Origin of the sequence: Micromonospora sp. NPDC047620, assembly GCF_043205005.1 — a bacterium.
Classification (GTDB): domain Bacteria; phylum Actinomycetota; class Actinomycetes; order Mycobacteriales; family Micromonosporaceae; genus Micromonospora.
On record NZ_JBIDDG010000001.1, the window covers coordinates 89,091 to 114,517 of the forward strand.

At 74.0% G+C, this 25,427-nt stretch carries 25 protein-coding genes and 3 tRNA genes; 18 read left to right on the plus strand and 10 right to left on the minus strand.

The features are described from left to right. The first annotated feature begins 11 nt into the window (after positions 1 to 11). Complete coding sequence (serA, locus tag ACGF5C_RS00340; RefSeq protein WP_393295220.1) at positions 12 to 1,610, plus strand: phosphoglycerate dehydrogenase; 1,599 nt, start codon at positions 12 to 14, stop codon at positions 1,608 to 1,610. A gap of 120 nt (positions 1,611 to 1,730) precedes the next feature. Here the strand turns inward: serA and ACGF5C_RS00345 are convergent, their stop codons facing one another. Next, positions 1,731 to 2,087, minus strand: coding sequence for a hypothetical protein (locus tag ACGF5C_RS00345; RefSeq protein WP_393295224.1), 357 nt, complete (start codon positions 2,085 to 2,087; stop codon positions 1,731 to 1,733). A gap of 425 nt (positions 2,088 to 2,512) precedes the next feature. After that, positions 2,513 to 3,358 (minus strand): FAD:protein FMN transferase, encoded by an 846-nt coding sequence (locus ACGF5C_RS00350; protein WP_393295227.1) that lies wholly within the window; start codon positions 3,356 to 3,358, stop codon positions 2,513 to 2,515. 221 nt (positions 3,359 to 3,579) lie between these two features. On the opposite strand from ACGF5C_RS00350, the gene ACGF5C_RS00355 reads away from it, so the two are divergent. Both ACGF5C_RS00355 and ACGF5C_RS00360 read left to right on the plus strand, forming a co-directional pair. Continuing rightward, positions 3,580 to 4,611: a 3-isopropylmalate dehydrogenase gene (locus tag ACGF5C_RS00355; protein ID WP_393295230.1), complete on the plus strand. Its 1,032-nt coding sequence runs from the start codon at positions 3,580 to 3,582 to the stop codon at positions 4,609 to 4,611. 203 nt (positions 4,612 to 4,814) lie between these two features. Then, positions 4,815 to 5,912: a branched-chain amino acid aminotransferase gene (locus tag ACGF5C_RS00360; RefSeq protein WP_393295232.1), complete on the plus strand. Its 1,098-nt coding sequence runs from the start codon at positions 4,815 to 4,817 to the stop codon at positions 5,910 to 5,912. A gap of 69 nt (positions 5,913 to 5,981) precedes the next feature. Here the strand turns inward: ACGF5C_RS00360 and ACGF5C_RS00365 are convergent, their stop codons facing one another. The 4 genes from ACGF5C_RS00365 to ACGF5C_RS00380 form a co-directional block, all read right to left on the minus strand. After that, a complete protein-coding gene (locus tag ACGF5C_RS00365; RefSeq protein ID WP_393295235.1) occupies positions 5,982 to 6,719 on the minus strand; it encodes a tyrosine-protein phosphatase in 738 nt (245 codons plus the stop codon). 54 nt (positions 6,720 to 6,773) lie between these two features. After that, positions 6,774 to 7,232, minus strand: a complete 459-nt coding sequence (locus tag ACGF5C_RS00370; protein ID WP_393295238.1) for a PRC-barrel domain-containing protein — start codon at positions 7,230 to 7,232, stop codon at positions 6,774 to 6,776. A gap of 186 nt (positions 7,233 to 7,418) precedes the next feature. Beyond that, positions 7,419 to 7,949, minus strand: coding sequence for a carboxymuconolactone decarboxylase family protein (locus tag ACGF5C_RS00375; protein WP_350704754.1), 531 nt, complete (start codon positions 7,947 to 7,949; stop codon positions 7,419 to 7,421). 2 nt (positions 7,950 to 7,951) lie between these two features. Beyond that, the gene (locus ACGF5C_RS00380) at positions 7,952 to 8,512 is read right to left on the minus strand and encodes a peroxiredoxin (RefSeq protein ID WP_350704756.1); all 561 of its coding nucleotides are present in this window, start codon (positions 8,510 to 8,512) and stop codon (positions 7,952 to 7,954) included. Positions 8,513 to 8,852: 340 nt separating this feature from the next. Between ACGF5C_RS00380 and cimA the strand changes: the two genes are divergently transcribed. Further along, a complete protein-coding gene (cimA, locus tag ACGF5C_RS00385; protein WP_393295241.1) occupies positions 8,853 to 10,433 on the plus strand; it encodes a citramalate synthase in 1,581 nt (526 codons plus the stop codon). A gap of 83 nt (positions 10,434 to 10,516) precedes the next feature. Here the strand turns inward: cimA and ACGF5C_RS00390 are convergent, their stop codons facing one another. Then, positions 10,517 to 11,512, minus strand: coding sequence for an endonuclease/exonuclease/phosphatase family protein (locus tag ACGF5C_RS00390; RefSeq protein ID WP_393295911.1), 996 nt, complete (start codon positions 11,510 to 11,512; stop codon positions 10,517 to 10,519). 410 nt (positions 11,513 to 11,922) lie between these two features. Between ACGF5C_RS00390 and ACGF5C_RS00395 the strand changes: the two genes are divergently transcribed. The 7 genes from ACGF5C_RS00395 (at position 11,923) to arfB (ending at position 17,447) form a co-directional block, all read left to right on the plus strand. After that, positions 11,923 to 12,450 (plus strand): hypothetical protein, encoded by a 528-nt coding sequence (locus ACGF5C_RS00395; RefSeq protein ID WP_393295244.1) that lies wholly within the window; start codon positions 11,923 to 11,925, stop codon positions 12,448 to 12,450. Positions 12,451 to 12,670: 220 nt separating this feature from the next. Continuing rightward, a complete protein-coding gene (locus ACGF5C_RS00400) occupies positions 12,671 to 13,720 on the plus strand; it encodes an AAA family ATPase (RefSeq protein WP_393295247.1) in 1,050 nt (349 codons plus the stop codon). Positions 13,721 to 13,749: 29 nt separating this feature from the next. Then, the gene (locus ACGF5C_RS00405; RefSeq protein ID WP_393295913.1) at positions 13,750 to 14,736 is read left to right on the plus strand and encodes a DUF58 domain-containing protein; all 987 of its coding nucleotides are present in this window, start codon (positions 13,750 to 13,752) and stop codon (positions 14,734 to 14,736) included. Next, positions 14,733 to 15,692 (plus strand): VWA domain-containing protein, encoded by a 960-nt coding sequence (locus ACGF5C_RS00410; RefSeq protein ID WP_393295250.1) that lies wholly within the window; start codon positions 14,733 to 14,735, stop codon positions 15,690 to 15,692. Before ACGF5C_RS00405 ends, ACGF5C_RS00410 begins: the two co-directional genes overlap by 4 nt. Before the next feature lie 43 nt (positions 15,693 to 15,735). After that, the gene (locus ACGF5C_RS00415; RefSeq protein WP_393295253.1) at positions 15,736 to 16,599 is read left to right on the plus strand and encodes a S1C family serine protease; all 864 of its coding nucleotides are present in this window, start codon (positions 15,736 to 15,738) and stop codon (positions 16,597 to 16,599) included. A 110-nt stretch (positions 16,600 to 16,709) separates the two neighbouring features. Further along, positions 16,710 to 17,012, plus strand: coding sequence for a hypothetical protein (locus ACGF5C_RS00420; protein WP_393295256.1), 303 nt, complete (start codon positions 16,710 to 16,712; stop codon positions 17,010 to 17,012). Between the two features lie 9 nt (positions 17,013 to 17,021). Next, entirely contained in the window at positions 17,022 to 17,447 is a 426-nt protein-coding gene (gene arfB / locus ACGF5C_RS00425) for an alternative ribosome rescue aminoacyl-tRNA hydrolase ArfB (RefSeq protein ID WP_357695345.1), read from the plus strand. Positions 17,448 to 17,510: 63 nt separating this feature from the next. On the opposite strand, the gene ACGF5C_RS00430 is transcribed toward arfB, so the two are convergent. Both ACGF5C_RS00430 and ACGF5C_RS00435 read right to left on the minus strand, forming a co-directional pair. Further along, complete coding sequence (locus ACGF5C_RS00430) at positions 17,511 to 18,380, minus strand: 3-methyladenine DNA glycosylase (protein ID WP_393295259.1); 870 nt, start codon at positions 18,378 to 18,380, stop codon at positions 17,511 to 17,513. A 33-nt stretch (positions 18,381 to 18,413) separates the two neighbouring features. Next, a complete protein-coding gene (locus tag ACGF5C_RS00435; RefSeq protein ID WP_393295262.1) occupies positions 18,414 to 19,700 on the minus strand; it encodes a hypothetical protein in 1,287 nt (428 codons plus the stop codon). A gap of 269 nt (positions 19,701 to 19,969) precedes the next feature. Here ACGF5C_RS00435 and ACGF5C_RS00440 point away from each other — a divergent pair, with 269 nt between their 5' ends. The 4 genes from ACGF5C_RS00440 to ACGF5C_RS00455 all read left to right on the plus strand — a co-directional run bounded on the left by ACGF5C_RS00440 (position 19,970) and on the right by ACGF5C_RS00455 (position 21,415). Then, the gene (locus ACGF5C_RS00440; RefSeq protein ID WP_357695339.1) at positions 19,970 to 20,773 is read left to right on the plus strand and encodes a fumarylacetoacetate hydrolase family protein; all 804 of its coding nucleotides are present in this window, start codon (positions 19,970 to 19,972) and stop codon (positions 20,771 to 20,773) included. A gap of 107 nt (positions 20,774 to 20,880) precedes the next feature. Next, a tRNA-Gln gene (locus tag ACGF5C_RS00445) sits at positions 20,881 to 20,952 on the plus strand. Between the two features lie 137 nt (positions 20,953 to 21,089). Further along, positions 21,090 to 21,162 (plus strand) — tRNA-Glu (locus tag ACGF5C_RS00450). A 180-nt stretch (positions 21,163 to 21,342) separates the two neighbouring features. Next, positions 21,343 to 21,415: transfer RNA gene (locus tag ACGF5C_RS00455), tRNA-Glu, on the plus strand. A gap of 303 nt (positions 21,416 to 21,718) precedes the next feature. On the opposite strand, the gene ACGF5C_RS00460 is transcribed toward ACGF5C_RS00455, so the two are convergent. Continuing rightward, the gene (locus ACGF5C_RS00460) at positions 21,719 to 22,405 is read right to left on the minus strand and encodes an IclR family transcriptional regulator (protein ID WP_350684716.1); all 687 of its coding nucleotides are present in this window, start codon (positions 22,403 to 22,405) and stop codon (positions 21,719 to 21,721) included. Positions 22,406 to 22,454: 49 nt separating this feature from the next. Here ACGF5C_RS00460 and leuC point away from each other — a divergent pair, with 49 nt between their 5' ends. From leuC to ACGF5C_RS00475, 3 genes are all read left to right on the plus strand, one after another. Next, a complete protein-coding gene (leuC, locus tag ACGF5C_RS00465; RefSeq protein WP_393266829.1) occupies positions 22,455 to 23,903 on the plus strand; it encodes a 3-isopropylmalate dehydratase large subunit in 1,449 nt (482 codons plus the stop codon). 15 nt (positions 23,904 to 23,918) lie between these two features. Continuing rightward, positions 23,919 to 24,506, plus strand: coding sequence for a 3-isopropylmalate dehydratase small subunit (leuD, locus tag ACGF5C_RS00470; protein WP_393295265.1), 588 nt, complete (start codon positions 23,919 to 23,921; stop codon positions 24,504 to 24,506). Positions 24,507 to 24,678: 172 nt separating this feature from the next. Further along, positions 24,679 to 25,347, plus strand: coding sequence for an HU family DNA-binding protein (locus tag ACGF5C_RS00475; RefSeq protein WP_393295915.1), 669 nt, complete (start codon positions 24,679 to 24,681; stop codon positions 25,345 to 25,347). Positions 25,348 to 25,427: the final 80 nt, after the last annotated feature.

The following is a 25,427-nucleotide window of genomic DNA, read 5'->3' on the forward strand; positions in this document are numbered from 1 at the left end:
TACGAGGACCAATGACTCCTGTCGTACTGATCGCCGAAGAACTCGCTCCCGCCGCCATCGAGGTGCTCGCCCACGACTTCGACGTCCGCCACGTCGACGGCACCGACCGTCCGGCCCTGCTCTCGGCGCTCTCCGAGGCCGACGCCGTCATCGTGCGCAGCGCCACCCAGATCGACGCCGAGGCGATCGCCGCCGCGCCGCGGCTGAAGGTCGTCGCCCGGGCGGGCGTGGGCCTGGACAACGTCGAGGTGCCGGCCGCCACCGCGCGGGGCGTCATGGTCGTCAACGCCCCCACCTCCAACATCGTCTCCGCCGCCGAGCAGGCCGTCGCGCTCCTGCTGGCCGTGGCCCGCAACACCGCCAGCGCCAGCACCGCGCTGAAGGCGGGGGAGTGGAAGCGGTCGAAGTACACCGGCGTGGAGATCCAGGGCAAGACCGTCGGCGTGGTCGGGCTCGGCCGCATCGGCGTGCTCTTCGCGCAGCGGATCGCCGCCTTCGGCACCCGGCTGATCGCGTACGACCCGTACATCCAGCCGGCCCGCGCCGCCCAGCTCGGCGTCCGCCTGGTGGGCCTGGAGGAGCTGCTGCGGGAGAGCGACTTCATCTCCATCCACCTGCCGAAGACCCCGGAGACAGTCGGCCTGATCGGCGAGAAGGAGCTGGCCGTCGTCAAGCCCGGCGTCCGGATCGTCAACGCCGCCCGCGGCGGGCTGGTCGACGAGCAGGCCCTGGCCGACGCCATCGCCGAGGGCCGGGTCGCCGGTGCGGGCGTGGACGTCTACGCCAAGGAGCCCTGCACCTCGTCGCCGCTGTTCGCCTTCGACAACGTGGTGGCCACCCCGCACCTGGGCGCCTCCACCGCCGAGGCGCAGGACAAGGCCGGTCTGGCCGTGGCCAAGAGTGTCAAGCTGGCGCTCCAGGGCGAGTTCGTGCCGGACGCGGTGAACGTGCAGGCCGGCGGCGTCGTCGCCGAGGACGTCCGGCCGCTGCTGCCGCTGGCCGAGAAGCTCGGCCGGGCCTTCACCGCCGTCGCGGGCGGGGTCGCCGCCAGCGTCACCGTCGAGGTGCGCGGCGAGATCGCCAACCACGACGTGTCGGTGCTCAAGCTCGCCGCCACCAAGGGGCTGTTCAGCTCGGTGGTCGAGGAGCAGGTGACCTACGTCAACGCCCCGCACCTGGCGGCCGAGCGCGGCGTCGAGGTCACCCTGGTCACCCAGGCCGAGACGGTCGACCACCCCAGCCTGGTCACCGTCCGGGGCGCGCTGCCCGACGGGCGTACGGTCAGCGTCTCCGGCACGGTCACCCAGGCGGGCCCGCGGGACGTCCTCAAGCTGACCGAGGTGGACGGCTTCGACGTGGAGATCGGCGCGGAGGGCATCCTCGTCTTCCTCCGCTACGTCGACCGGCCGGGCGTCGTGGGCACCGTCGGCACCCTGCTCGGCGAGGCCGGCATCAACATCGCGGCGATGCAGGTGGCCCGCCGGGAGGCCGGCGGCGAGACGCTGATGACCCTCACGGTGGACCAGGCGCTCGGCGCGGACCTGCTCACCTCCGCGGCGGACTCGATCGGGGCGGTCGCGGCCAGCGCCGCCGACCTGCGCGACGAGTGACCTGAACGCACGACGACGGGGGCCCGGCGATTCCGCCGGGCCCTTCGTCGTCCGCCGGGCGGCGGGCCCTTCGTCGTCCGTCGGGCGGTCAGCCGGCGGCGGGGGCGTCGTGCTGGGCGGTCAGCCGGGCAGGCGCGTCGGCGGCGGGTAGACCGAGCCGTCCTGGGCGTCGAAGAGCATCAGGTCGTGCTCGCCGGCCAGCCGCTCGATGTCGAGCAGCACCTGGTCCGGACAGGTCGGGTGCAGGTTCAGCTCGACGTGGTCGTTCGCCGCGTGCAGCGGCGCCACCGCCCACGGGGTGTCCCGCCCGGCGGGCCGGTCCGGGTAGCTCGTGGTGATCGCCCGGTAGAACGCCACCACCCGCGGGTCCGGGTGGCGCTCGACGTGCTGCCCCTGCCGGCAGCGCCGCACCGCGGCCCGCACGTCCTCGGGTGTCGCCCCGCCCGCCAGGGCCCACACGCTCAGATCGAAACTCACGGCGGACAGCGTGCCATCCGCCGTTCACCCCGTCGAAATCGCCCCGCCGATGGGCCTTTCCGTGCCGCGACGGTCCGGTGTGGAGACCCTTGCGTCGAGCTGCGTCGATTCGCTAGCGTACCCGTGCGGTCACTGGCCGAGCTCGCGGCGTAGGCCCGTCTTCGGGTGGCGAGGTCGACGTCCGGCCGACCGGCCCGCACCCCTCGATTGCGCGAGCCACGCGCACTCGTCGCTGACCGGCCCTCACGGTTGTTGCCGAGACCGTGGGGGCCGATCGCGCATGCCGGTCCCCGCATCGCCTGCCGCCGGGCGGCGGCCGACCGCACGGCACCGGCCGACCGCACGGCACCGGCCGACCGCACGGCACCGGCCGGCGTCCCGGCGACGCGCCACGCCGGTCGCCGGCTCGGCACCCGGCCGGCGCCTCAGCGGCGGTGGGCGAAGAGCGCGCGGTAGTCCGACCCGTTGCGGAACCAGGCGAGACCGGCCGGCCCGGCGGCGTAGAGCGCGGTGGCGTAGCCGTCGGCGACGGCGAGGTCGGGACCGACCACCGTCGCGGCGACCAACTGCTCGGCCGGCTCGCCCGTGTGCGGGTCCACCACGTGCCCCTGCCGGCCGCTCACCCCGGACGTGCCGACCGCGCCCGCCGTCATCTCCAGCACCAGCGGCGCGCGGTGCCGATCCGTCGGGTGGTGCACCGCCACCCGCCACGGGCCGCCGTGCGCCGCGTGCCCGCGTACGACCAGGTCGGCGCCGGTGAGCACGGCGTAGTCGTGGATGCCGGCGGCGCGCAGCCGGGCGGCGGCGCGCTCGACCGCCCACCCGCCGAGCAGGCCGCCCGGGTCGAAGCCGCCGGGCACCGCCCAGGCGTCGAACCAGCCGTCGGTGGCCGCCCGCATCGCCGCGCAGCGGTCGACCAGGTCGGCCAGCGGCGGGTACGACTCGGGGCTGATCTCGCCGCGGCGCAGCCGGGAGACCAGGCTCTCGGGCCGGCTCGGGCCGTAGGTGATGTCGATGGCCCGCAGTTCCGCCACCGCGTCGCGCAGCGCGTCCCCGACGCCCCGGCGGCCCAGCCACTCGGGCGCGTTGAGCAGTAGCGAGTATTCCGCCGTCGAGGTCCGCACGGTGTGCTGGACGGCGATCCGGTCGCCGGTGGCAGCGCCGGGGCGGTCGGCGCGGTGGCTGCGGGCGCCGAGCCGCAGGTCCGGCCGGCGGGGCTGGAAGGCCGGCTGGTCCACCCAGCGGGTCCGTGGCTGCTGGTCGATCCGCATGACAGTGCTCCCTCGCTGCCGGCGGGCCGCGTCGTCGCGGTGCCGTCGCGGGCCCCCGTGACCCGCTCGTCACCACGCTAGGCAGCGGAGATGACCCCACCATGAATGTCACCTGAGAGCCTCCTGTGCATCTCGGTTTCCCGAATGGTGGAACCTTCGTACCGGGAGGCGGGACAGCGGCGTACGGTCGGACGTAACGGCGAGGCGAAGGAGCGCAGGACGTGGCACGGATCGCGGTGGTGGCCGGGGACGGGATCGGACCCGAGGTGGTCGCGCAGGCCCGCAAGGTCATCGACGCCGTGCTCCCGGGGGTGGAGACTACCGAGTACGACCTCGGCGCCGCCCGCTGGCACCGCACGGGCGAGGTGCTGCCCGACTCGGTGCTGGCCGAGCTGGCCGGGCACGACGCCATCCTGCTCGGTGCGGTCGGCGACCCCACCGTGCCGCCGGGCGTGCTGGAGCGGGGCCTGCTGCTCAAGCTGCGGTTCGCCTTCGACCAGTACGTCAACCTGCGTCCGGCGCGGCTCTGGCCCGGCGTGGCCGGGCCGCTGGCCAGCGTCAAGCCCGGCGAGGTCGACCTGGTGGTGGTGCGCGAGGGCACCGAGGGCCTGTACGCGGGCGCCGGTGGCGCGCTGCACCGCGGCACCCCCGCCGAGGTCGCCACCGAGGAGAGCCTGAACACGCGGCACGGGGTGGAACGGGTGATCCGCGACGCCTTCGCCCGCGCCGCGCGCCGCGAGCGGCGCAAGGTCACCCTGGTGCACAAGACCAACGTGCTCACCCACGCCGGCTCGCTGTGGGCGCGCGCGTTCGAGGCCGTCGCCGCCGAGCACCCCGACGTGACCACGGAATACCAGCACGTCGACGCCGCCGCGATGTTCCTGGTCACCCAGCCCCAGCGCTACGACGTGGTGGTCACCGACAACCTGTTCGGCGACATCCTCACCGACATCGCCGCGGCGGTCACCGGCGGGATCGGGCTGGCGGCCAGCGGCAGCATCAACCCCGAGGGGGCCTACCCCTCGATGTTCGAGCCGGTGCACGGCTCCGCGCCGGACATCGCCGGGCGCGGCGTGGCCGACCCGGTGGCGGCCGTGCTCTCGGCCGCGCTGCTGCTCGACCAGCTCGGGCACGCCGACGCCGCGACCCGGGTCACCGCCGCGGTCGGCACGGAGCTGGCCGGCCGGGCCCCGGGCGTACCGCTGCGCACCGAGGAGGTCGGCGACCGGCTGGCCGGGTACGCCGCCTCCTGAAGCCGGCGGGCCCGCCCCACCGGGGCGCCCCCTCCCCGTCCGCCGCCCCTCCGCCGCCACGGGCGCCGCAGCGGGTCACCCGTCCGGCGCCGTCGATGCGCCGGGCGTAGCTACCCCCTGAACGACCGTTCGGGGTAAGTTTCTCGCACCATCTTCTCGGCATGCGGACCCGTGTGCCGTCCGTCCCCAGGGAGGTCAGCGCGATGAGCGGTGGTGACAAGCTCGACTTCGAGATCCGTCCGAATCCCGCGCCGGTATCCGTCGCCGACCGGGCCGCCCTGCTGGCCAACCCCGGGTTCGGCCGGGTGTTCACCGACCACATGGTCACCATCCGCCACGCCGACGGCAAGGGTTGGTACGACGCCCGGGTCGAGGCGCGCGCGCCGATCCCGATGGACCCGGCCGCCGCGGTCCTGCACTACGCGCAGGAGATCTTCGAGGGCCTGAAGGCCTACCGGACGCCCGACGGCGGGGTCACCATGTTCCGGCCGGAGGCCAACGCCGCCCGGTTCGCCGCCTCCGCCCGGCGGATGGCGATGCCGCCGCTGCCCGAGGAGGCGTTCGTCGACTCGCTGCGCCGGCTCGTCGAGATCGACCGGGACTGGATTCCCGAGGGCGAGGACGGCAGCCTCTACCTGCGTCCGTTCATGTTCGCCAGCGAGGTGTTCCTCGGCGTCCGCCCGGCCAACGAATACCTCTACGTGGTGATCGCCTCGCCGGTCGGCGCGTACTTCTCCGGCGGGGTCAAGCCGGTGACGGTCTGGGTCTCCCCGGACTACACCCGGGCCGCCCCCGGGGGCACCGGCGCGGCGAAGTGCGGCGGCAACTACGCCGCCTCGCTGGTGGCCCAGGCCGAGGCGATCGAGCACGGCTGCGACCAGGTGGTCTTCCTCGACGCGGTGGAGCGCCGCTACGTCGACGAGCTGGGCGGCATGAACGTGTTCTTCGTCTACGACGACGGCACCGTGGTCACCCCGCCGCTGACCGGCACGATCCTGCCCGGCATCACCCGGGAGTCGGTGCTCGAGCTGGCCGCCGGCGCGGGGCACCGGATCGAGGAGCGGCCGGTGAGCTTCGCCGACTGGCAGGCCGACGCGGCCAGCGGCCGGCTCCGCGAGGTGTTCGCCTGCGGCACCGCGGCCGTGATCACCCCGATCGGGCAGGTGCGCTTCCCCGACGGCGAGTTCCTGGTCGGCGACGGCGGGCCCGGCCGGGTCACCATGGCCCTGCGCCAGCAGCTCGTCGACCTCCAGCGGGGCATGGCCGACGACCCGCACGGCTGGGTCCGGCGCATCCTCTGACCGTACGCGCGACCGTGCCGCCCTGCGCCGTCCCGGCGCGGGGCGGCGTCGCTGTCGGCCGCGCCCGCGTCAGTCGAGCAGGTGGTCGCGGAGGGCGGCGAGCTGGGCGTCGGTGACGCCGGCGTGGCGCAGGTAGCCCTCGACCGAGCCGTGGGCCGCCCGCAGTTCGGCGAGGAAGAGCGCCATGGCCTCGGCGGGACAGGTCAGCACCGGCAGGGTGTGCCCCGCCTGCTGCCCGGTGGCCTCGAACCAGGCGCGGTACCGCTCGCCGGCCTCGGTGCTCAGCGCGTAGTCGGCGGCGATCTCGTCGTCGTCGACGCCGAGCACCGCGAGGGTGAGCCCGCAGACGATGCCGGTGCGGTCCTTGCCGGCGACGCAGTGCACCACCATGGGGGCGTTGGCGCTGTCGGCGATCAGCCCGACGGCCTCGGCGAGCCCGGCCGTGCCGGTCTCCGCGAGGTCGGCGTAGCGGTCGGCCAGGTAGCGGGCCAGGTCGGTGCCCGGCTGGTAGGGATGCTCGCCCCACTCGGCGTGCTCGGGGTGGATGTTGCGCCAGGTCAGGCCGTCGAAGTGGGGGATCCGGCCGTCGCGTTCCACCTCGTAGGGGCGGCGCAGGTCGATGACCGTGCGCACGCCGAGGGCGGCGAACGCCTCCCGGTCGGCGTCGTCGATGCGGTGCGGCGAGTCGGAGCGGTAGAGCCGGCCCCGGCGGACGGTGCGCCCGTCGTGGCCGGAGTGGCCGCCGACGTCGCGGAAGTTGAACATCGTGGCGAACGGGATCCTGCGGTTGACCTCGGTGGCGTCCACGTTGACACGGTAACGGTCTCCCGCGGGTGGCGGGAGACCGTCGCGCGCCGGTGACTACCGGGCGGTGCCGGGCGGGATCGCCGAGTACGTCTCGCCGTAGTAGCCGCCGAGCCGGTCCCGGTAGGTGGGGTCGGTGTCGGCGGTTTCGTCGTACTCCGGGGCGGCCTTGATCTGGTCCTTGCTCCGGTCGACGTGGACCTTGCGCTCGTCGTGGTCGACGTGGTTCACCGTGCCGGCCGGGATCATGACCTTCCGGCCGAAGATCCACGGGCCGGTGTCCACCACCAGGTAGCTGTCGTTGACCTCGTGGCTGGCATTGTCGATCTTGCCGATGCCGCCGTCCGTGGCCTCGACCTTGTAGCCGACCAGGTCGGCGTCGGCCACCCGCGCCGTGTCCCGGTAGCGCCACGGGTCGAACGTGCCGGCGGGCGCGCCGCCGGCGAACTCGCCCTGGCCGCCGTGGCGCACCGGGCCCAGGCTGCCGTGCGTGCTGTGCGGGTCGAGCCTGTCCATGTGACAACTCCTGCCCCGACTGTCGCCAGTCGTCTCGCCGGATCGAGTCCTCGTCCTGGAAGGAGCTACCCGGGCGGTCGCCGCCGGAAACGGCGGTGGGCCGGCGCCGAGGACGGCGGTGGGCCAAGGCTGGAGACGGCGGTGGGCCGGCGCCGTCGTGCGGCGCCGGCCCACCGGGCGTACGCGTCAGGCGAGCGCGGCCTGGGCGTCCAGGGTGACCGCGGCGGCGTGCACGACGGCGGCGATGCGCAGCCCCTCGTGCACCTGCTCGCGGCTGAAGCCCGCGCCGCGCAGGGTCTTCTCGTGCGACTCCAGGCACACTCCGCAGCCGGTGATGGCCGAGACGGCCAGGCACCAGAGCTCGAAGTCGGCCTTCTCCACGCCCGGCTTGGCGATGATCTGCATCCGCAGCCGCGCCGGGATCGACTGGTACTGCTCGTCGCCGATCAGGTGCTTGGCCCGGTAGTAGACGTTGTTCATCGCCATGATCGCGGCGGCGCCCTTGGCCGCCTCGATCGCCTCCGGCCCGAGGTGGGTGGCCGCCTCGTCGGCGATCTCCCGCAGCACCACCGGGTTGCGTGCGGCGACGGCGCAGGCCAGGGCGGTGCCCCACGCCTGCTCCGGCTTCAGCGTGCTGGTGCCGATGGTGGAGCCGAGGTTGAGCTTGATGTCCTTGGCGTACTCCGGCAGAGCCGCCTTGACCGCGTCCAGACCCACGGTCAGGCCCCGGCGCCGGCGAGCAGCTTGGTGGCGTCCAGGGTCTCGCCGCCCTTGTTCCAGTTGCACGGGCAGAGCTCGTCGGTCTGCAGGGCGTCGAGCACCCGCAGCACCTCGGAGACGTTCCGGCCGACCGAACCGGCGGTCACCATGACGAACTGGATCTCGTTGTTCGGGTCGACGATGAAGGTCGCCCGCTGGGCGACGCCGTCCTCGCCGAGCACGCCGCAGGCGGCGGTCAGCTCGCGCTTGATGTCGCTGAGCATCGGGAAGGGCAGCTCGCGCAGGTCCGGGTGGTCCTTGCGCCACGCGTAGTGGACGAACTCGTTGTCCACCGACACGCCGAGGACCTGGGCGTCCCGGTCGGCGAACTCGTCGTTCAGCCGCCCGAACTCGGCGATCTCCGTCGGGCAGACGAAGGTGAAGTCCTTCGGCCAGAAGAAGACGACCCGCCACTTGCCCTCGTGGGACTTGTGGTTGATCGTCTCGAACGCCTTCTCGGCGTCCAGCGACACGCAGGCGGTGAGTTCGTACTCGGGGAAGCGGTCACCGACAGTGAGCACAGGTCCTCCTTGACAGTGGCACGAGGCCGGTAAAACTGGATCGGTTCCAGATTCTTCCTCAGTACTGTTTCCGCCTGGCGGCGGCCGGGTTACTTGTGAAGTGGATCACCAACTTCCGGTTCCGCCCGCGTGCGGGCGCCGGCTGCGGTATCGCGACCCTCCGTCACCGTCCCGTCATGTGGACTGTGCCTCCCAAAACCAGTGCTCGAGTGGCAGAGTGGCGATCGTGACCAGCACCCACCTGATTATTCGCACCTAGCGCGCCGGCCTCCCCTCCGCCGAGCGCGCAGACCTCCCGCATCCGCGGGGGGTCTTTTTGTTGCTCTCGAAAGGATCCCTGATGACCTTCCAGGTGTACGACACGACGCTGCGCGACGGTGCCCAGCGCGAGGGGCTCAGCTATTCGGTGGTCGACAAGCTCGCGGTGGCCCGGCTGCTCGACGAGTTCGGGGTCGGCTTCATCGAGGGCGGCTGGCCGGGCGCGGTGCCGAAGGACACGGAGTTCTTCCGCCGGGCGCGCAGCGAGCTGGACCTGAGACACGCGCTGCTGGTGGCGTTCGGGGCCACCCGCCGGGCCGGCGTGCAGGTCGCCGACGACCCGCAGGTGCGCGGTCTGCTCGACGCGCAGACCCCGGCGGTCGCCCTGGTCGCCAAGGCCGACCTGCGGCACGTCGAGCGGGCGCTGCGCACCACCGCCGGGGAGAACCTGGCGATGGTCCACGACACCGTGGCGCACCTGGTGGCGGAGGGTCGCCGGGTCTTCGTCGACGGCGAGCACTTCTTCGACGGCTACCGGTCCGACCCGGCGTACACGGCCTCCGTGGTGGAGACCGCACTCGCCGCCGGCGCCGAGCGGTTCGTGCTCTGCGACACCAACGGCGGCATGCTGCCCTCCCAGGTGAGCGCCGCCATCGCCGACCTGACCGCCCGGCTGGGCGTGAGCCCGGAGCTGCTCGGCATCCACTGCCAGAACGACACGGCCTGCGCCGTGGCGAACACGATCGCCGCCGTCGAGGCGGGGGTGCGGCACTTCCAGGGCACCGCGAACGGCTACGGCGAACGCCCCGGCAACGCCGACATCTTCGCCGTGGTCGCCAACCTCCAGCTCAAGCTCGGGCTGCCCGTCCTACCGGACGGCTGCCTGGGCCAGATGGTGCGGGTCTCCCACGCCATCGCCGAGATCGCCAACATCGCCCCCGACACCCACCAGGCGTACGTCGGGGCCGCGGCCTTCGCCCACAAGGCGGGGCTGCACGCGAGCGCGATCAAAGTGGATCCGCTGCTCTACAACCACGTGGACCCACAGGTGGTGGGCAACGACATGCGGATCCTCGTCACCGAGATGGCCGGCCGGGCCAGCGTCGAGCTCAAGAGCCGCGAGCTGGGCCTGGACCTGGCCGGCCATCCGGAGGCGCTGTCCCGGGTGACCGGGCGGGTCAAGGAGCTGGAGGCCGGCGGCTGGTCGTTCGAGGCCGCCGACGCCTCGTTCGAGCTGCTGGTCCGCGCCGAGCTGGACACCGCGCCGCCGAGGCCGTTCACGCTGGAGTCGTACCGGGTGCTGGTCGAACACCGGGAGGACGGCGCGGTGGTCTCCGAGGCGACCGTCAAGATCCGCGTACGCGGGGAGCGGGTGATCGCCACCGCGGAGGGGAACGGCCCGGTCAACGCCCTGGACGAGGCGCTGCGGGCCGGGCTGGCCCGGCACTACCCGCAGCTGCGCGACTTCGAGCTGGCCGACTTCAAGGTGCGGATTCTGGAGGGCAGCAGCGGCACCGGAGCGGTGACGCGGGTGCTGCTGGAGACCGCCGACAGCAACGGCCGCGACTGGACCACGGTCGGCGTGCACCCCAACGTCGTCGAGGCGAGCTGGCACGCCCTCGTCGACGCCCTCACCTACGGCCTCGACCGCGCCCGGGTCTGAGGCGGCCCGGTCCCGGCACCGCCGGCTACCTCGCGGGCGCCGGCCACCGCGCGGGCGCCGGCCACCGCGGCGGGCCCGGCGGGTCAGCCGGCCGGCAGGCGCAGCTCGGCCAGGACGGCGCGGTGGTCGCTGCCCGGCACCCGGTGCACGGCCACCGCCCGCACGGCGATCCGGCGGTCGACCAGCACGTGGTCGATGGTCACCGGTGGGATCAGGTCGCCGTCGTAGGGGCCCCAGGTGCCGGTGAGGCCGGCGCCGACCTGGTCGGCGGCGTCGACATAGCCGGTGGCCAGCAGGGCGCGCAGCGGGGCGTGGTCGAGGGTGGCGTTGAAGTCGCCGGCCAGGATCCGCAGCGGCCCGTCCGGCGTCGCGGGCGGCTGCGCGGCCAGGTCGGTGCGCCAGTGGCCGACCTGGTCCACCGCGTACGGCGCCGCCGGGTGCGCCGACTCGACCCGCACCGGCGGCGCCCCGGGCACCGTCACCGTGCCGTACGCCTGGTCGAAGCCCCAACCGCCGCGATTGCGCCGGACGCCGCCCTCGTCGACCGGGAACCGGGCGTAGAGCCCGGAGCCGACCGTGCCCGGCTGCGGGTCGAGGTGCCGGTGGGGGAGCAGCCGGTCCAGGCCGAGCCGGTCCAGCTCCGCCCCGGCCCCGGGGGTGAACTCCTGCACGGTGAGCACGTCGACCCGGTGCCGCTCGACCAGGTCGACCAGCGACCGCGCGTCGGCGGCCCCGGCGAGCAGGTTGGCGGTCAGCACCCGCACCGTCGGCCCCGCGGCCGAGGGCTGCCCGGCGGGCAGGGCCCGGGGCGCGACCACGGCCACCAGCGCCGTCGTGACCACCGCCGCGAGCACCGCGGGCCACCGGCGCCGCAGCGCGAGCGCGAGCACCAGCGGCAGCAGGCTCCCGGCGGCCACGTACGGGGTGAAGGCCAGCAGTTGGACCAGCGGCCCGTGGTCGAGGCCGGCCAGCCGCAGGGCTGCCCAGGCGACCCCGGGCGCGACGGCCGCCCAGCAGAGCGCGGTGCCCGATCGTCCCGCCCGGCTGCCCGTCACCCGTTCCGCCGCCCCGGTGGTCATGGCCGCGCCTCGGTGATCATGGGCGCGTGGCGTGATCATGGCTGGAGAGTAGCCCGGCCCTCCGCGCGGCGCGGCCCCGTCGCCTCCGCCACGCGCATTCGTGAATGTCGCGGCATTCGCTTTTCATGAATTGTCGGCGACTGTCGACCGTTTTGATGAAGCGTGATCAACTATTGACGTCCGGCTTTTTGCGATGCTACGTTCCAGTGGGTTGAGACGTCGAAACTCTGAGTAGTAATGCCTGGTCAAGGCCAGTGGAAATCGTCGAGTCGGCAACATCTAGGTGCGGCCTGAAGTGCGAGCTTCCGGCGGTTGTCGCTCGTTTTCCCGGCCCAAGAATGGAAATCTGCCGTCCCGTGACAATGCGGGAATGGTCGAATCCGCACGGTCAACAAAAGGGAGACCCTGTCATGACCACACTCTTCCGACGCAAGGCGGTGGCGGTGGCCTTCGCCGCCCTGGCGCTCACCCTGGCCGGGGGTGGCATCGCCGTCGCCCAGCCGGCGGCGAAGGCGCCCGCCGAGGTCGCCCAGCCGTCCCTCCGTCAGCCGGGCGACGGCAGCCAGCCGGCGGTGACGCCCGCCGAGGCCCGCAAGGCCAAGGCCGCGCTGGCGCAGGGACCGTCCGCGCAGGCGACCGCGCCGGGCACCATCTCCTTCGCCGTCGTCAGCAGCGGTGGCACGCTGCTCCGCGGCTCGCCCGAGGCGGTCTCCGCCACCAGGTACGGCCCCGGGCAGTACCAGGTCCTGTTCACCTACAACGTCACGCTGAAGGGCTACCAGGCCACCATCGGCACCACCGACCCCTTCAACGTGCCGCCGGGCGGGGAGATCTCGGTGGCGCCACGGCTCCAGACGCCGAACGCGGTCTTCATCCAGACCCGCAACTCGTCCGGCAGCCCGTCCGACCGGCCCTTCCACCTGACCATCACCAACTGACGCACCCGCTGACGCGCCCGGCCCCCACCGCCCGTGGGGGCCGGCGCCACGCGGTGGGCCACCGGCGGGCGAGTCGGGTACGCAGGCGCCCGCGCCGGTGTGTGGCCGGCGGCGTCGTCGCTGCCGGCCCGGGAGGCTCGTCCCGGTTAGGGCCGGTAAGGACCGCTCCCGCGCTGATAATCCGACGTTTGTCCGAGGGGCGCCACGGGAAGCAAGCACCGTGACGGACATCTCGGACACCCTGGCCAGCGTGCCCAGCCCGGCCGATCCCGACGCGAGTTCGGCCGAGCTGGAACAGACCCTCTTCGAGGTCAAACGCGTGATCGTCGGGCAGGATCGGCTCGTCGAGCGCCTGCTCACCGCCCTCGTCGCCGACGGGCACTGCCTCCTGGAGGGCGTGCCCGGGGTGGCCAAGACCCTCGCCGCGCAGACCCTCGCCACGGTGGTCGGCGGCACCTTCTCCCGGATCCAGTTCACCCCCGACCTCGTCCCGTCGGACATCGTCGGCACCCGGATCTACCGGGCGTCGAAGGAGACCTTCGACATCGAGCTGGGCCCAGTCATGGCCAACCTGGTGCTCGCCGACGAGATCAACCGTGCCCCCGCCAAGGTGCAGTCCGCGTTGCTGGAGGCGATGGCGGAGCGCCAGGTCTCCATCGGCGGGCGCAGCTACGCCGTGCCCGACCCGTTCCTGGTGCTGGCCACCCAGAACCCGATCGAGTCCGAGGGGGTCTACCAACTGCCGGAGGCGCAGCGCGACCGGTTCCTGATGAAGATCGTGGTCGACTACCCGAGCGACGCCGACGAACTGGCCATCCTCTACCGGATGAGCGCCGACCGGCCCACCGCCCGGCGGGTGCTCGACCCGCAGCGGCTGCGCGACCTCCAGGCCCGCGCCACCCACGTCTTCGTGCACCACGCCCTCGCCGAGTACGTCGTCCGGCTCATCCTCGCCACCCGCGACCCCGGCCGGTTCGGCCTGCCGGAGATCGCCCCGCTGCTCGCGTACGGGGCGAGCCCCCGGGCCACGCTCGGGCTGGTCGCCGCCGCCCGGGCCCAGGCGCTGCTGCGCGGCCGGGAGTACGTGCTGCCCGAGGACATCCGCGAGCTGGCCGGCGACGTGCTGGCCCACCGGCTGGTGCTCTCCTTCGACGCGGTCGCCGACGGGGTGTCCGCCGAGTCGTTGGTGCGCCGGCTGGTCGAGGCGGTGCCGCCGCCCCGCGTCGCCACCGGCCGCCCCGAGTTCGCGACCGACCTGGCGGCGGCATGAGGTGGCGCGGGGCCACCACGCCGGCGCCCGTGCCGGCCGACCCGGGGCTGGCCGACCTCGCCCCGGACCGGCGGCTGCGCCGGCTGGAACTGACCGTCACCCGGCGGCTCGACGGCCTGCTGCACGGCCAGTACCGCGGCCTGCTTCCCGGGCCGGGCAGCGAGCCGGCCGGCAGCCGGGAGTACCGCCCCGGTGAGGACGAGGTGCGCCGGATGGACTGGGCGGTGACCGCCCGGACCACGGTCCCGCACGTCCGCGAGGTCGACGCCGACCGGGAGCTGACCACCTGGCTGCTGGTGGACGCGAGCCCCAGCATGGAGTACGGCACCGCCGAGCTGGACAAACGCGAACTGGCTGTGGCGGCCGTGGCGGCGGTCGGCTTCCTCACCGCCGGGGTCGGTAACCGGCTCGGCGCGCAGGTGCTCGGCCCGGCCGGGCTGCGTCGCTTCCCGCCCCGCAGCGGGCGTACCCACCTGCTCGGGCTGCTCCGGGCCCTGCTGACCGCCCCGCGCGCCAGCGCGTACGACGAGCGCCGCCCGCCGCCCGGCGGCCCCGACCTGGCCGACGGGCTGGCCGCCGTGCACCGGGTGGCGCTGCGGCGCGGCCTCGTGGTGGTGGTCTCGGACTTCCTCGACGGCCTGCCCGACGACCCACGGGACGCGCCGGCCTGGGAGGCGCCCCTGCGCCGGCTCGCCGTGCGGCACCAGGTGCTCGCCGTGCAGGTCACCGACCCGCGCGAACTGGAACTGCCGGACGTCGGCCTGATCACCCTGGTCGACCCGGAGACCGGCCGGACGCGGGAGGTGTGGACCGGCGACCCCCGGCTGCGCGAGCGGTACGCGGCCGCCGCCGCCGCCCAGCGCGACCAGGTGGGCCAGGCGCTGCGCCGCAGCGGGGCGAGCCACCTGCCGCTGCGCACCGACCGCGACTGGAGCGCGGACATCGTGCGCCACGTGCACGCCCAGCGGCGGCTCGCGGCGGCCCCGGCCGGCGCGGCCCGGGGAGGTGCGGCGTGATCTGGCAGTCACCCGTCCGGCTCTGGCTGCTGCTCGGGGTGCTCGCCCTGGCCGTCGGCTACCTGCTGACGCAGCGCCGGCGTAGCCGGTACGCCGTCCGCTTCACCAATCTGCGGCTGCTCGACCGGGTCGCGCCGCAGCGGCCGACCTGGCGGCGGCACCTGCCGGCCGGGCTCTTCCTCGCCATGCTGGCGCTGCTGGTGGTCGGCTTCGCCCGGCCGACGGCGGAGGTGCGGGTGCCCCGGGAGCGGGCGACGGTGATGGTGGCCGTGGACGTCTCGACCTCGATGCTCGCCGGCGACGTGGAACCCGACCGGCTCAGCGCCGCCAAGGAATCCGCCCGGCGCTTCGTCGACGGCCTGCCGGACGAGTTCAACGTCGGGTTGGTCGCCTTCGCGGGCAGCGCGGCGGTGCTGGTGCCGCCGAGCACCGACCGGGAGGCGCTGCACGAGGGGGTCGAGCGGCTGGTCGAGGGGGCCACCGGGGTGCAGGGCACCGCCATCGGGGAGGCGATCAGCACCTCGCTGGGCGCGGTCAAGGGCTTCGACAGCCAGGCGGCCAAGGACCCGCCGCCGGCCCGGATCATCCTGCTCTCCGACGGCGCGAACACCTCCGGCATGGACCCGATGGAGGCGGCGGCCGAGGCGGTGACCATGAAGGTGCCGGTGCACGCCATCGCGTTCGGCACCCCCGGCGGCACCGTGGACCGGGGCGGCCGGCCGATCCAGGTGCCGGTTGACGGGCAGACCCTGCGCGCGGTCGCCGAGGAGACCGGGGGCGGGTTCCACGAGGCCCACACCAGCGACGAGCTGCGCGCCGTCTACGACGACATCGGCACCTCGGTGGGCTACCACACCGAACGGCAGGACGTCTCGGCCCGCTTCATCGGCCTGGGACTGGTGTTCGCCATGGGCGCCGCGGCCGGCTCGATGCGCTGGTTCTCCCGGCTGCCCTGACCCGTACGGCCACCGCCGAGAAGGACACGTGAGGAGCGTACGCATGGCAGTGCAGACCGGGTTGGGCGAGCCGCGCGGCCCCTGGTTCATCTCGCCGGAGCTGGACCCGGACGGGCGGTCCCGGTGGGACGGGCCCGGGCCGGACCGTCGCCCGGCCGGAAGGCGCCGGCACGGGCGGCTGCTGGCCGGGCTGGCGGTGGTGGCCCTGTCCACCGCCTCCGGCGCGGTGGCCGGCGGCGTGGTGGCCAGCCGGGACGGCGCGCCCGGCCCGGCGGCGGCCTCGGCGGCCCCGGTCCCGGCGGAGCTGGTGACCGCGGCCGAGAAGACCGTGCCGGGGGTCGTCTCGGTGCTCGTGGGGGGCGGCGGCGCAGCCTCGGCGACCGGCTCCGGCTTCGCCGTCGACGACCAGCAGCACATCATCACCAACGACCACATCCTGGCGAAGGGGGGTGGCAGCTCGGTGACGGTGGAGCTGCCGGACGGGCGGCGGTTCGCCGCCGAGGTGGTCGGCCGGGAGCCGCGCAGCGACCTCGCGGTGCTCCGGGTGCCCCCGTCGGCCGGCCTGGCGGCGCTGCCGCTGGCCAAACCGGGGTCGACCCGGGTCGGCGAGCCGGTGCTGGCGGTCGGCTCGCCGCTGGGGCTCGCCGGCACCGTCACCGCCGGCATCGTGAGCGCCCTGGACCGGGAGGTGCGCCTCGGCGACAACCGGCACACCGCGGTGCAGACCGACGCCTCCATCAACCCGGGCAACTCGGGCGGCCCCCTGGTCAACGCGCGCGGCGAGGTGGTGGGGGTGAACACCGCGATCGCCACCATCGACGGCAACGGTTCCATCGGGATCGGCTTCGCCATCCCCATCGAACAGGTGCAGAAGACCGCCGACACGATCATCGGAAAGGGCGGCTGAGCTGCCCTCATGCCCGCCCGAGACCGCGTGGGAACGTGAGAACTGTCGGATACCCGGCGCGGAATGATCGGACAATGGAAATATTACGCTGAGTGTGGATACTGGCGTGGGTGGAGCGTCCTGTCATCGTGGCCCTCCTGCTGGTGGGCCTGATCATCGGAACCGGCGTCGGGTCGGCGTACGCCCGGGCGCGACGTGGGTGGGCCGACTACCAGACCGTCAAGAAGACCGTGCCCGGTGCCCGGCGCACCGCGTGGCTGCTGATCAAGGTGGCCACCACGAAGATCGGGGTGATCGCCCTGCTGCTCGTCGGGGCGGTCGCGTACGCTGCCGTCGACTCCGACGCCGAGCCCGCGTCACCCGGCCCGACTCCGAGCCCGTCCGCCACCCCGAGCACCTGGCCGGGGCGTTAGCCTCGGGGTGTGGACGACGGACTGCGGGTGACCGACCGGTGGGTCGTCCCCGCCGCTGAGCTGCGGGAACGCTTTTCCCGCTCGTCCGGCCCCGGCGGCCAGGGCGTCAACACCACCGACTCCCGGGTCGAGCTGAGCTACGACCTGGGCGCCTCGCCCGGGGTGCCCGAACCGCTGCGGGCGCGGGCGCTGGACCGGCTCGCCGGGCGGCTCGTCGACGGGGTGCTGACCGTCACCGCCAGTGAACACCGGGCGCAGTTGGCCAACCGGGAGGCGGCCCGGGAACGGCTGGCCGCGCTGCTGCGCGAGGCGGCGGCCCCGCCGCCCCCGCCCCGCCGGCCGACCCGGCCCTCGCGCGGCGCCAAGGAGCGCCGGCTGGCCGAGAAGAAGCGCCAGTCGCAGCGCAAGCGCGACCGCCGTGTCGACGGCGACTGACGGACGACCGCGGCGACCGACGGGCAGGGCGGCCGACGGGCCGGAGGGCCGCTACCGGCGGATCTACGCCGGCAGGGCGTCGAGCAGCCGGCCTCGCAGCACGGCGGCCCGGTCGGCGAACCCCCGCTGCGCGGCGGCGTACTCGGCCCGCCCCTCCGGGGTCTCCACCCGCACCGGCGGGTAGCCCAGGTCGGACAGGTCGTACGGGGAGGCGCACATGTCCAGGGTGCGGATCTCCCTGGCCAGCTCGAAGCAGTCCGCGACGAGTTCCGAGGAAACCAGGGGCGACAGCTTGTACGCCCACTTGTAGAGATCCATGTTGGCGTGCAGGCAGCCTGGCTGCTCGTGGGCGTGCTGCGTCTCCCGCGTCGGGGTGAGCAGGTTCAACGGCCGGGCCGGCGCGGTGAAGAACCGGTACGCGTCGAAGTGGCTGCACCGCACCCCGCGCTCCTCGACCACGGCCGCGGTCCGCTCCGGGCTCAGCCGCAGCGGCCAGGCGTTGTGGCGTACCTCCGCCTGGGTCTGCCGGTAGACCATGGCCCACTCGTGCATCCCGAAACAGCCGAGATGCGCCGGCCGGCCGGCGGTCGCCACCAGCAGCGCCCGGATCCACTCGACCGACTCGGCGCGCCGCGCGCGTACCCCCTCGGTGTCGAGGGTGACCCCGGCGGCGGCGGCGCGGTAGTCCCGGCCGAACTCGGCCGGGTCCGCGTCGCGCAACGCCACCCCGGCCCCCGGGTGCCACCGGCGCAGCTGAGCCGGGCGGTGCGAGTAGTAGGTGAAGAGGAAGTCCTCCACCGGGTGCTTCCCGCCCCGGCGGCGGCGGGCCAGGTGCGGGGTGAGCCAGGCGTCGACCCGCTCCTCGTGCGCCCGGCGCCGGGCTTGCCAGCGCGCCGCGTCGAGCACGGCGGTCGGGGCGAGGGCGGCGGTCACGGACCCAGGGTACGACCGCCGCCCCGCCGCCGGTCAGGGCACGTCCACCCGGACCCCGGCGGAGAACACCCCGCTGCGCAGCTCCAACTGCTGCGGCGGCGCCTGCCCGTCGACCGTGAAGACCAGCGGCAGCACCATCCGGCTGCCGCCCGCCATCGGCTGGGCGAAGACGTCGCGGCCCTGGTTGGCGGCCCGGGTGGCCTGCTCGTCGGTGCTGACGAAGTTGCCGTCCGGCAGGTACGCCCGTTGCAGGCGGCCGTGCCAGCTCTGCTTCTCCGGGGTGAGGTTGCGCACCCCGACCGTGGCCTGGCACTGCCGAGCGCCGCGGCCCGGCTCGCACGCGATCCGGAAGACGGTGAACTCGAACGCCGACTCGCGCAGCGGCTCACCGATCGCGCCGTTGGTGCCCCGGCCGATCCACGCGCCGCTGGTCGGCTGGCTGTCGGTGTCGATGGCCGCGACCTCCCGGGTGGCCGTCCAGGCGGCGGTGCCCACCGTGCCGGCCAGCACCGCGGCGGCCACCGGCACGATCAGCCAGACGGACGGCGTGCGGCGGGTCTGCGCCGGCCGGGGCGTGGCGGGCCGCGGGTAGACGGTCCCCCGCCCGCCGGGCGAGAGGGCCGCGGCGACGGGCCGGCGGCGCCGCCGCCACGCCCAGGCCCCGCCGAGCGCGAGCACCGCCACCGTGGCCAGCCCGGCCAGCAGCACGGGCGTCCGACGCCACGGCGGCGTCTCCGGGGTCTCCTTCGCCGCGGCCGGCGCGGCCGCGTTCCAGGTCGCCGTCGCGCAGTCGTACGGCCGGCTGTCGTCGCGGGCGAAGGCGCAGGCCGGCGCGGTCAGCGGCCGGTCCGGGGCGGCGGTGGTCAGCGTCGTGCCCAGGGTGGTGGTGCTGCGGGCGGGCAGCTTGAGCTGCCAGGTCACCGCGGTGGCCGACTGGCCGGTGGCGCGGGTGGCCCGGCCGCCGGTGGTGATGGCGGTCGCCGAGGCGCCGGGCGGCAGTTCCTGCCGCACGGTGGTGTCCACCGGCGTGTTGCCGGTGTTGCGGACCTGGATCCGGTAGCGCGGTGCCGGCGTGCTCTCCGGCGCCACCGCCACCGTGACCGGCGGCTTCGCCAGCGGCGGGGCGGCCCGGGTCGGGGTGGGCACCGCGGGCGGCACCGACGGCATCGCCGGCGCCGGGGTCGGCGCGGCCGCCGCCGGTGGTGGCTGCGTGGCCGCCGCGGGTGGTGCCGCCGTGGGCAGTGCCGGCGCGGCGGCGAGGATGCCGAGGCAGTGGACGAACACTGCGAGGGCCCTGTGGTGTCGTGTCGATGCAGGCATACGAACGAACCTCCGGAGCCGACGCTAGGGGCGGGGCGACGCCGGGCGGGTACGAAGTCGCGAAGTCCGCCCCGGGACGCGGGACGTGGCGTAGGGTGCGCGCCCGGGTTGCGCGGGCCGGTCGGTGCCAGGGTGCGCGGGCCGGACGGCGCGCCTACGGTGTCCCGGGCCGGGCGGCACGCCGCCGCGCTGCTGCCCGCCGGCCGGGATCCGCCTGGCGGGTCGTGGCCTGGGCCGGGGTGAGGGTCGTCCGGGACTAGATTGGCCTGGTGCGTATCGCTCGTTTTGCTCATGCCAAGGGAATGTCGTTCGGGGTCGTCGAGGGCGAGCCGGAGGCGGGCCCGCAGGGTCTGACCGTCGCCGAGATCGAGGGCCACCCGTTCGGCCAGATCCAGTTCTCCGGCGCCCGCTGGGCGCTCTCCGACGTCCGGCTGCTCTCGCCGATCCTGCCCAGCAAGGTCGTCTGCGTCGGGCGCAACTACGCCGAGCACGCCGCCGAACACGGCAGCGAGGTGCCGAAGGAGCCGCTGCTGTTCCTCAAGCCGTCCACGTCGGTGATCGGCCCCCGCGACGCGATCCGGCTGCCGATCTTCTCCAAGCAGGTCGAGCACGAGGCGGAGCTGGCGGTGGTGATCGGCGCGCCGGGCGCCCGGCGCGCCGACCGGGCCGCCGCGGAGCGGGCCATCTTCGGCTACACCTGCGCCAACGACGTCACGGCCCGGGATCTCCAGCGCTCCGACGGCCAGTGGACCCGTGCCAAGGGCTTCGACTCGTTCTGCCCGATCGGGCCGTGGATCACGACCGGGCTCGACGTGCGGGATCTGGAGGTCCGGTGTGAGGTGGGTCGCAATCCCGAGGAGATGGAGGTCCGCCAGCTCGGCCGTACGCGGGACATGGTCTTCGACGTGCCGGCCCTGGTGTCGTACGTCTCGCACGTGATGACGCTGCTCCCCGGCGACGTGGTGCTCACGGGCACGCCGGCGGGGGTTAGCCCGCTCACGGACGGGGATACGGTCACCGTGCGGATCGAGGGGATCGGGGAGCTGACCAATCCGGTGGTGCCCGTCGCCTGATCCGGGTCGAGGCCCGGTTTTCGCAGCTCAGAGGCGGTTACGGGGGCTCGATTTGGCCTGCCGGCACCGGGAGGGTAAAGTTTGTTCCCGGCGCCGCAAGGGGCCAATGGGGTATGGGGTAATTGGCAGCCCGACTGATTCTGGTTCAGTTAGTCTAGGTTCGAGTCCTGGTACCCCAGCGCAGCCGAGGTTCGCGAGAGCCTCGGGCGCTGGATCTCGGTGGAGAGTAGCTCCGGTTCCCGTCAGGGAGTCGGAGGTTCTCTCTGATAGAGTCCAGCAGCGCCGCTCGGGAGAGCGGTGTGGCAAGGAAGGTTCTGGCCCCGTCGTCTAGCGGCCCAGGACGCCGCCCTCTCAAGGCGGTAGCGCCGGTTCGAATCCGGTCGGGGCTACAGCATGACAGGCCCGTCTCACCCTGGTGAGGCGGGCCGTTTCGCATTCCCCGCCCTCGGCGCCCACCTGCCCGGTCTGCGCCGGTCCTGGCCCGCCCGACCCGGTGCCGGCCCCCTCAGGGGACGCCGCTAGACTACAGCGGCACCGCTCGCAAGGGCGGTGGAAGCAGGGAAAGTCTTGGCCCCGTCGTCTAGCGGCCCAGGACGCCGCCCTCTCAAGGCGGTAGCGCCGGTTCGAATCCGGTCGGGGCTACAACACGAACGGTCCGCCTCGCTCCGGCGAGGCGGACCGTTTCGCTATTCCAGCCCCCACCCGCTCCCCAGCCGGCTCGGCCTCCGACTCCGGCTGCCGGTCCTGGCCCGGCTGCCGGTCCTGGCCCGGCTGCCGGTCCTGGCCCGGCTACCGGTCCTGGCCCGGCTGCCGGTCCTGGCCCGGCTGCCGGTCCTGGCCGGGCTCCCGGCGGCCCGCTCGGGCTCTCGGCACCGCCCGGATCCTGGCTCCCCGGCCGGATCCCGGCGGCCCGCCCGCCTTCCGAATGTCGCCGGCGGGGGTGGGTCAGAGGCCGGAGAGGCGTTGGCCGGCCCGGACGACGGCCATGGCGTGGCGTTCGCCGGGGCGGCGGCCGAGGCGCTCGATCGGGCCGGAGACGCTGATCGCGGCGATGACCCGGCCGGTGCGGTCGCGGATCGGCGCCGAGATGCTCGCCACACCGGCCTCCCGCTCGGCGACGCTCTGCGCCCAGCCACGGCGGCGTACCTCGGCGAGGGTGCGGCCGGTGAACTTCGACCGGGGCAGCAGCGGCATCACCGCCTCCGGCGGCTCCCACGCGAGCAGGATCTGGGCCGCCGATCCGGCCGTCATCGGCAGCACCGAGCCGACCGGCACGGTGTCCCGCAGGCCGCTGGCCCGCTCGGCGGCGGCCACGCAGATCCGCTCGTCGGCGCGGCGCAGGTAGAGCTGCGCGCTCTCGCCGGTGGCGTCGCGCAGGGCGGCCAGCAGCGGCTCTGCCGCCGTCAGGAGCACGTCCGGCGCGGCGTTGGCGAGCTCACCCAGGCGCGGGCCGGGGCGCCAGCGGCCCTGGGTGTCCCGGACGAGCATCCGGTGGATCTCCAGCGCCTGCGCCAGCCGGTGCGCGGTCGCCCGGGGCAGCTTGGTGCGTTCAACGAGTTCGGCCAGGCTGGCGCCGTCGACGCAGGCGGCCAGAATGACCACCGCCTTGTCGAGAACGCCGACACCGCTCATACTGTGTCCCACAAGCCGAAATTTACCTCCCAGAATTTAGGATGTCCAGATGGTGGGAGTCACTACTACCGAGCCGAGGACCCTGGCCGAGAAGGTCTGGGACGCGCACGTCGTACGGTCCGCCGAGGGCGAGCCCGACCTGCTCTTCATCGACCTGCACCTGCTGCACGAGGTGACCAGCCCGCAGGCCTTCGACGGGCTGCGCCTCGCCGGCCGCCGGGTGCGCCGCACCGACCTGACGCTCGCGACAGAGGACCACAACACCCCGACCGGGTACGCCGACCCGTCGTTCCGGGAACGGCGCGGCGACCTGCTCACCATCGCCGACCCCACCTCGCGCACGCAGATCGAGACGCTGCGCCGCAACTGCGCCGAGTTCGGCGTGCGGCTGCACCCGCTGGGCGACGCCAACCAGGGCATCGTGCACGTCATCGGCCCGCAGCTCGGCGTCACCCAGCCCGGCATGACCATCGTGTGTGGCGATTCGCACACCGCCACCCACGGCGCGTTCGGGGCGCTCGCGTTCGGCATCGGCACGAGCGAGGTCGAGCACGTGCTGGCCACCCAGACGTTGCCGCAGAGCCGGCCGAAGACGATGGCGGTGAACGTGACGGGGCAGCTCGCCCCCGGGGTCACCGCCAAGGACCTGGTGCTCGCGCTGATCGCCCAGGTCGGCACCGGCGGCGGTCGCGGCCACATCGTCGAGTACCGCGGCGAGGCGATCCGGTCGCTGTCCATGGAGGGGCGGATGACCATCGCCAACATGTCGATCGAGTGGGGCGCCAAGGCCGGCATGATCGCGCCCGACGAGACCACGTTCGCGTACCTGAAGGGGCGGCCGAACGCCCCACAGGGCGCCGACTGGGACGCGGCGGTCGCCTACTGGCGGAGCCTGCCCACCGACGAGGGCGCGACCTTCGACGCCGAGGTGACCCTCGACGCCGGCGCGGTCACCCCGTTCGTCACCTGGGGCACCAACCCGGGTCAGGGCGCGCCGCTGGGCGCGGCGGTGCCGGACCCGGAGGAGTTCGTCACCGACGCCGAGCGGACCGCCGCGCGCCGCGCGCTGGAGTACATGGACCTGCGCCCCGGCACCCCGCTGCGCGACCTCGCAGTCGACGTGGTCTTCGTCGGCTCCTGCACCAACGGCCGGCTGGAGGACCTCCGGGCCGCCGCCGACGTGCTGCGCGGGCACCGGGTCGCCGACGGGGTGCGGATGCTCGTCGTGCCCGGCTCCGCCGCCGTCCGCGAGGCGGCCGAGGCGGAGGGGCTGGACAAGGTGTTCACCGACGCCGGGGCCGAGTGGCGCTTCGCCGGCTGCTCGATGTGCCTGGGCATGAACCCGGACACGCTCTCCCCGGGCCAGCGCTCCGCGTCCACCTCCAACCGCAACTTCGAGGGCCGCCAGGGCCGGGGCGGACGCACCCACCTGGTCTCCCCGCCGGTCGCCGCCGCCACCGCCGTGGCGGGCCGGCTGGCCGCTCCCGCCGACCTGTAGAAGGGCACACCGCAGATGGAGAGGTTCACCACCCACACCGGCACCGCTGTGCCGCTGCGTCGTTCCAACGTGGACACCGACCAGATCATCCCCGCCGTGTACCTCAAGCGGGTGACCCGGACCGGTTTCGCGGACGGCTTGTTCAGCGCCTGGCGCGAGGACCCCGAATTCGTGCTCAGGGATGCGGCGTATTCCGGTTCGTCGATTCTCGTGGCCGGTCCGGAGTTCGGCACCGGCTCCTCCCGGGAGCACGCCGTCTGGGCGCTGCGCGACTGGGGCTTCCGTGCCGTGATCTCCCCCCGCTTCGGCGACATCTTCCGGGGCAACGCACTCAAGGAGGGGTTGCTCCCGGTCGAGTTGGAATTGAAAGCGGTCGAGGAGATCTGGGATCTCGTCGAGGCCGAGCCGACCACCCCGGTCACCGTCGACCTGACCGCCCGGCAGGTCCGGGTCGGTGAGGCCACCTGGTCGTTCCCGCTCGACGACTTCAGCCGCTGGCGGCTGATGGAGGGCTTGGACGACATTGGACTCACCCTCCGGCACGAGGCCGAGATCAGTGCCTTCGAGGCCACCCGGCCGCCGTTCCTGCCCTCGGTCGCATAGCCGTACGCCCGATCCCGCAGCTGTTTCCGCCCCCGCCGGTCTGACCGGTGGGGGCGAATCCGTTACGACACAAGGGCTTTTTTCCACCGAATGTTTGTGTCCCGGCAGCACAGGGCATACCGTGCGCGCAGAATGGCTCGCGTCGAGTCAGTTGCACAATCGGGAGGAAGTCGTGAACAAGGCCGAGCTCATCGAGGCGCTCGCCGTTCGCCTGGGGGACCGGAAGACGGCGACGGCCGCGCTTGACGCGGTCCTCGCTGAGGTCCAGGCGGCGGTCACCAAGGGCGAGAAGGTGGCGATCACCGGATTCGGAGCGTTCGAAAAGCGCGTCCGGGGCGCCCGAACAGCGCGCAACCCGCGGACCGGCGAGGCGGTGAAGGTCAAGAAGACATCCGTCCCGACCTTCCGCCCGGGCGCCGGGTTCAAGGAGATGGTGGCCAGCGGCAAGGTGCCGAAGGCCACGGCGGCGGCGAAGAAGACCGCCGCGGCCGCCGCCAAGACCACTGGTGCCAAGGCCGCGGGTGCCAAGGCCGCGGGTGCCAAGGCCGCGGGTGCCAAGGCCGCGGGTGCCAAGGCCACCACGGCCGCGGCGAAGAAGACCGCCGCGGCGAAGGCCACCGCGGCCAAGAAGACCACGGCGGCGAAGGCGGCCAAGGCCACCGCGGCGAAGAAGACCACGACCGCCAAGGCCGCCCCGGCGAAGAAGGCCGCCCCGGCAAAGAAGGCCGCCGCGGCGAAGACGACTGCGGCCAAGAAGACGACCGCAGCCAAGAAGACGACGGCGGCCACGAAGGCCCCGGCGAAGAAGGCCCCGGCCAGGAAGGCCGCGGCCAAGCGCTGATGTCCAGCGGTACGAGGGCGTCCACCGGCACGGTGGGCGCCCTCGCCGCGTCCACGCGCCCGCCGTCGGGGCGTTGACCG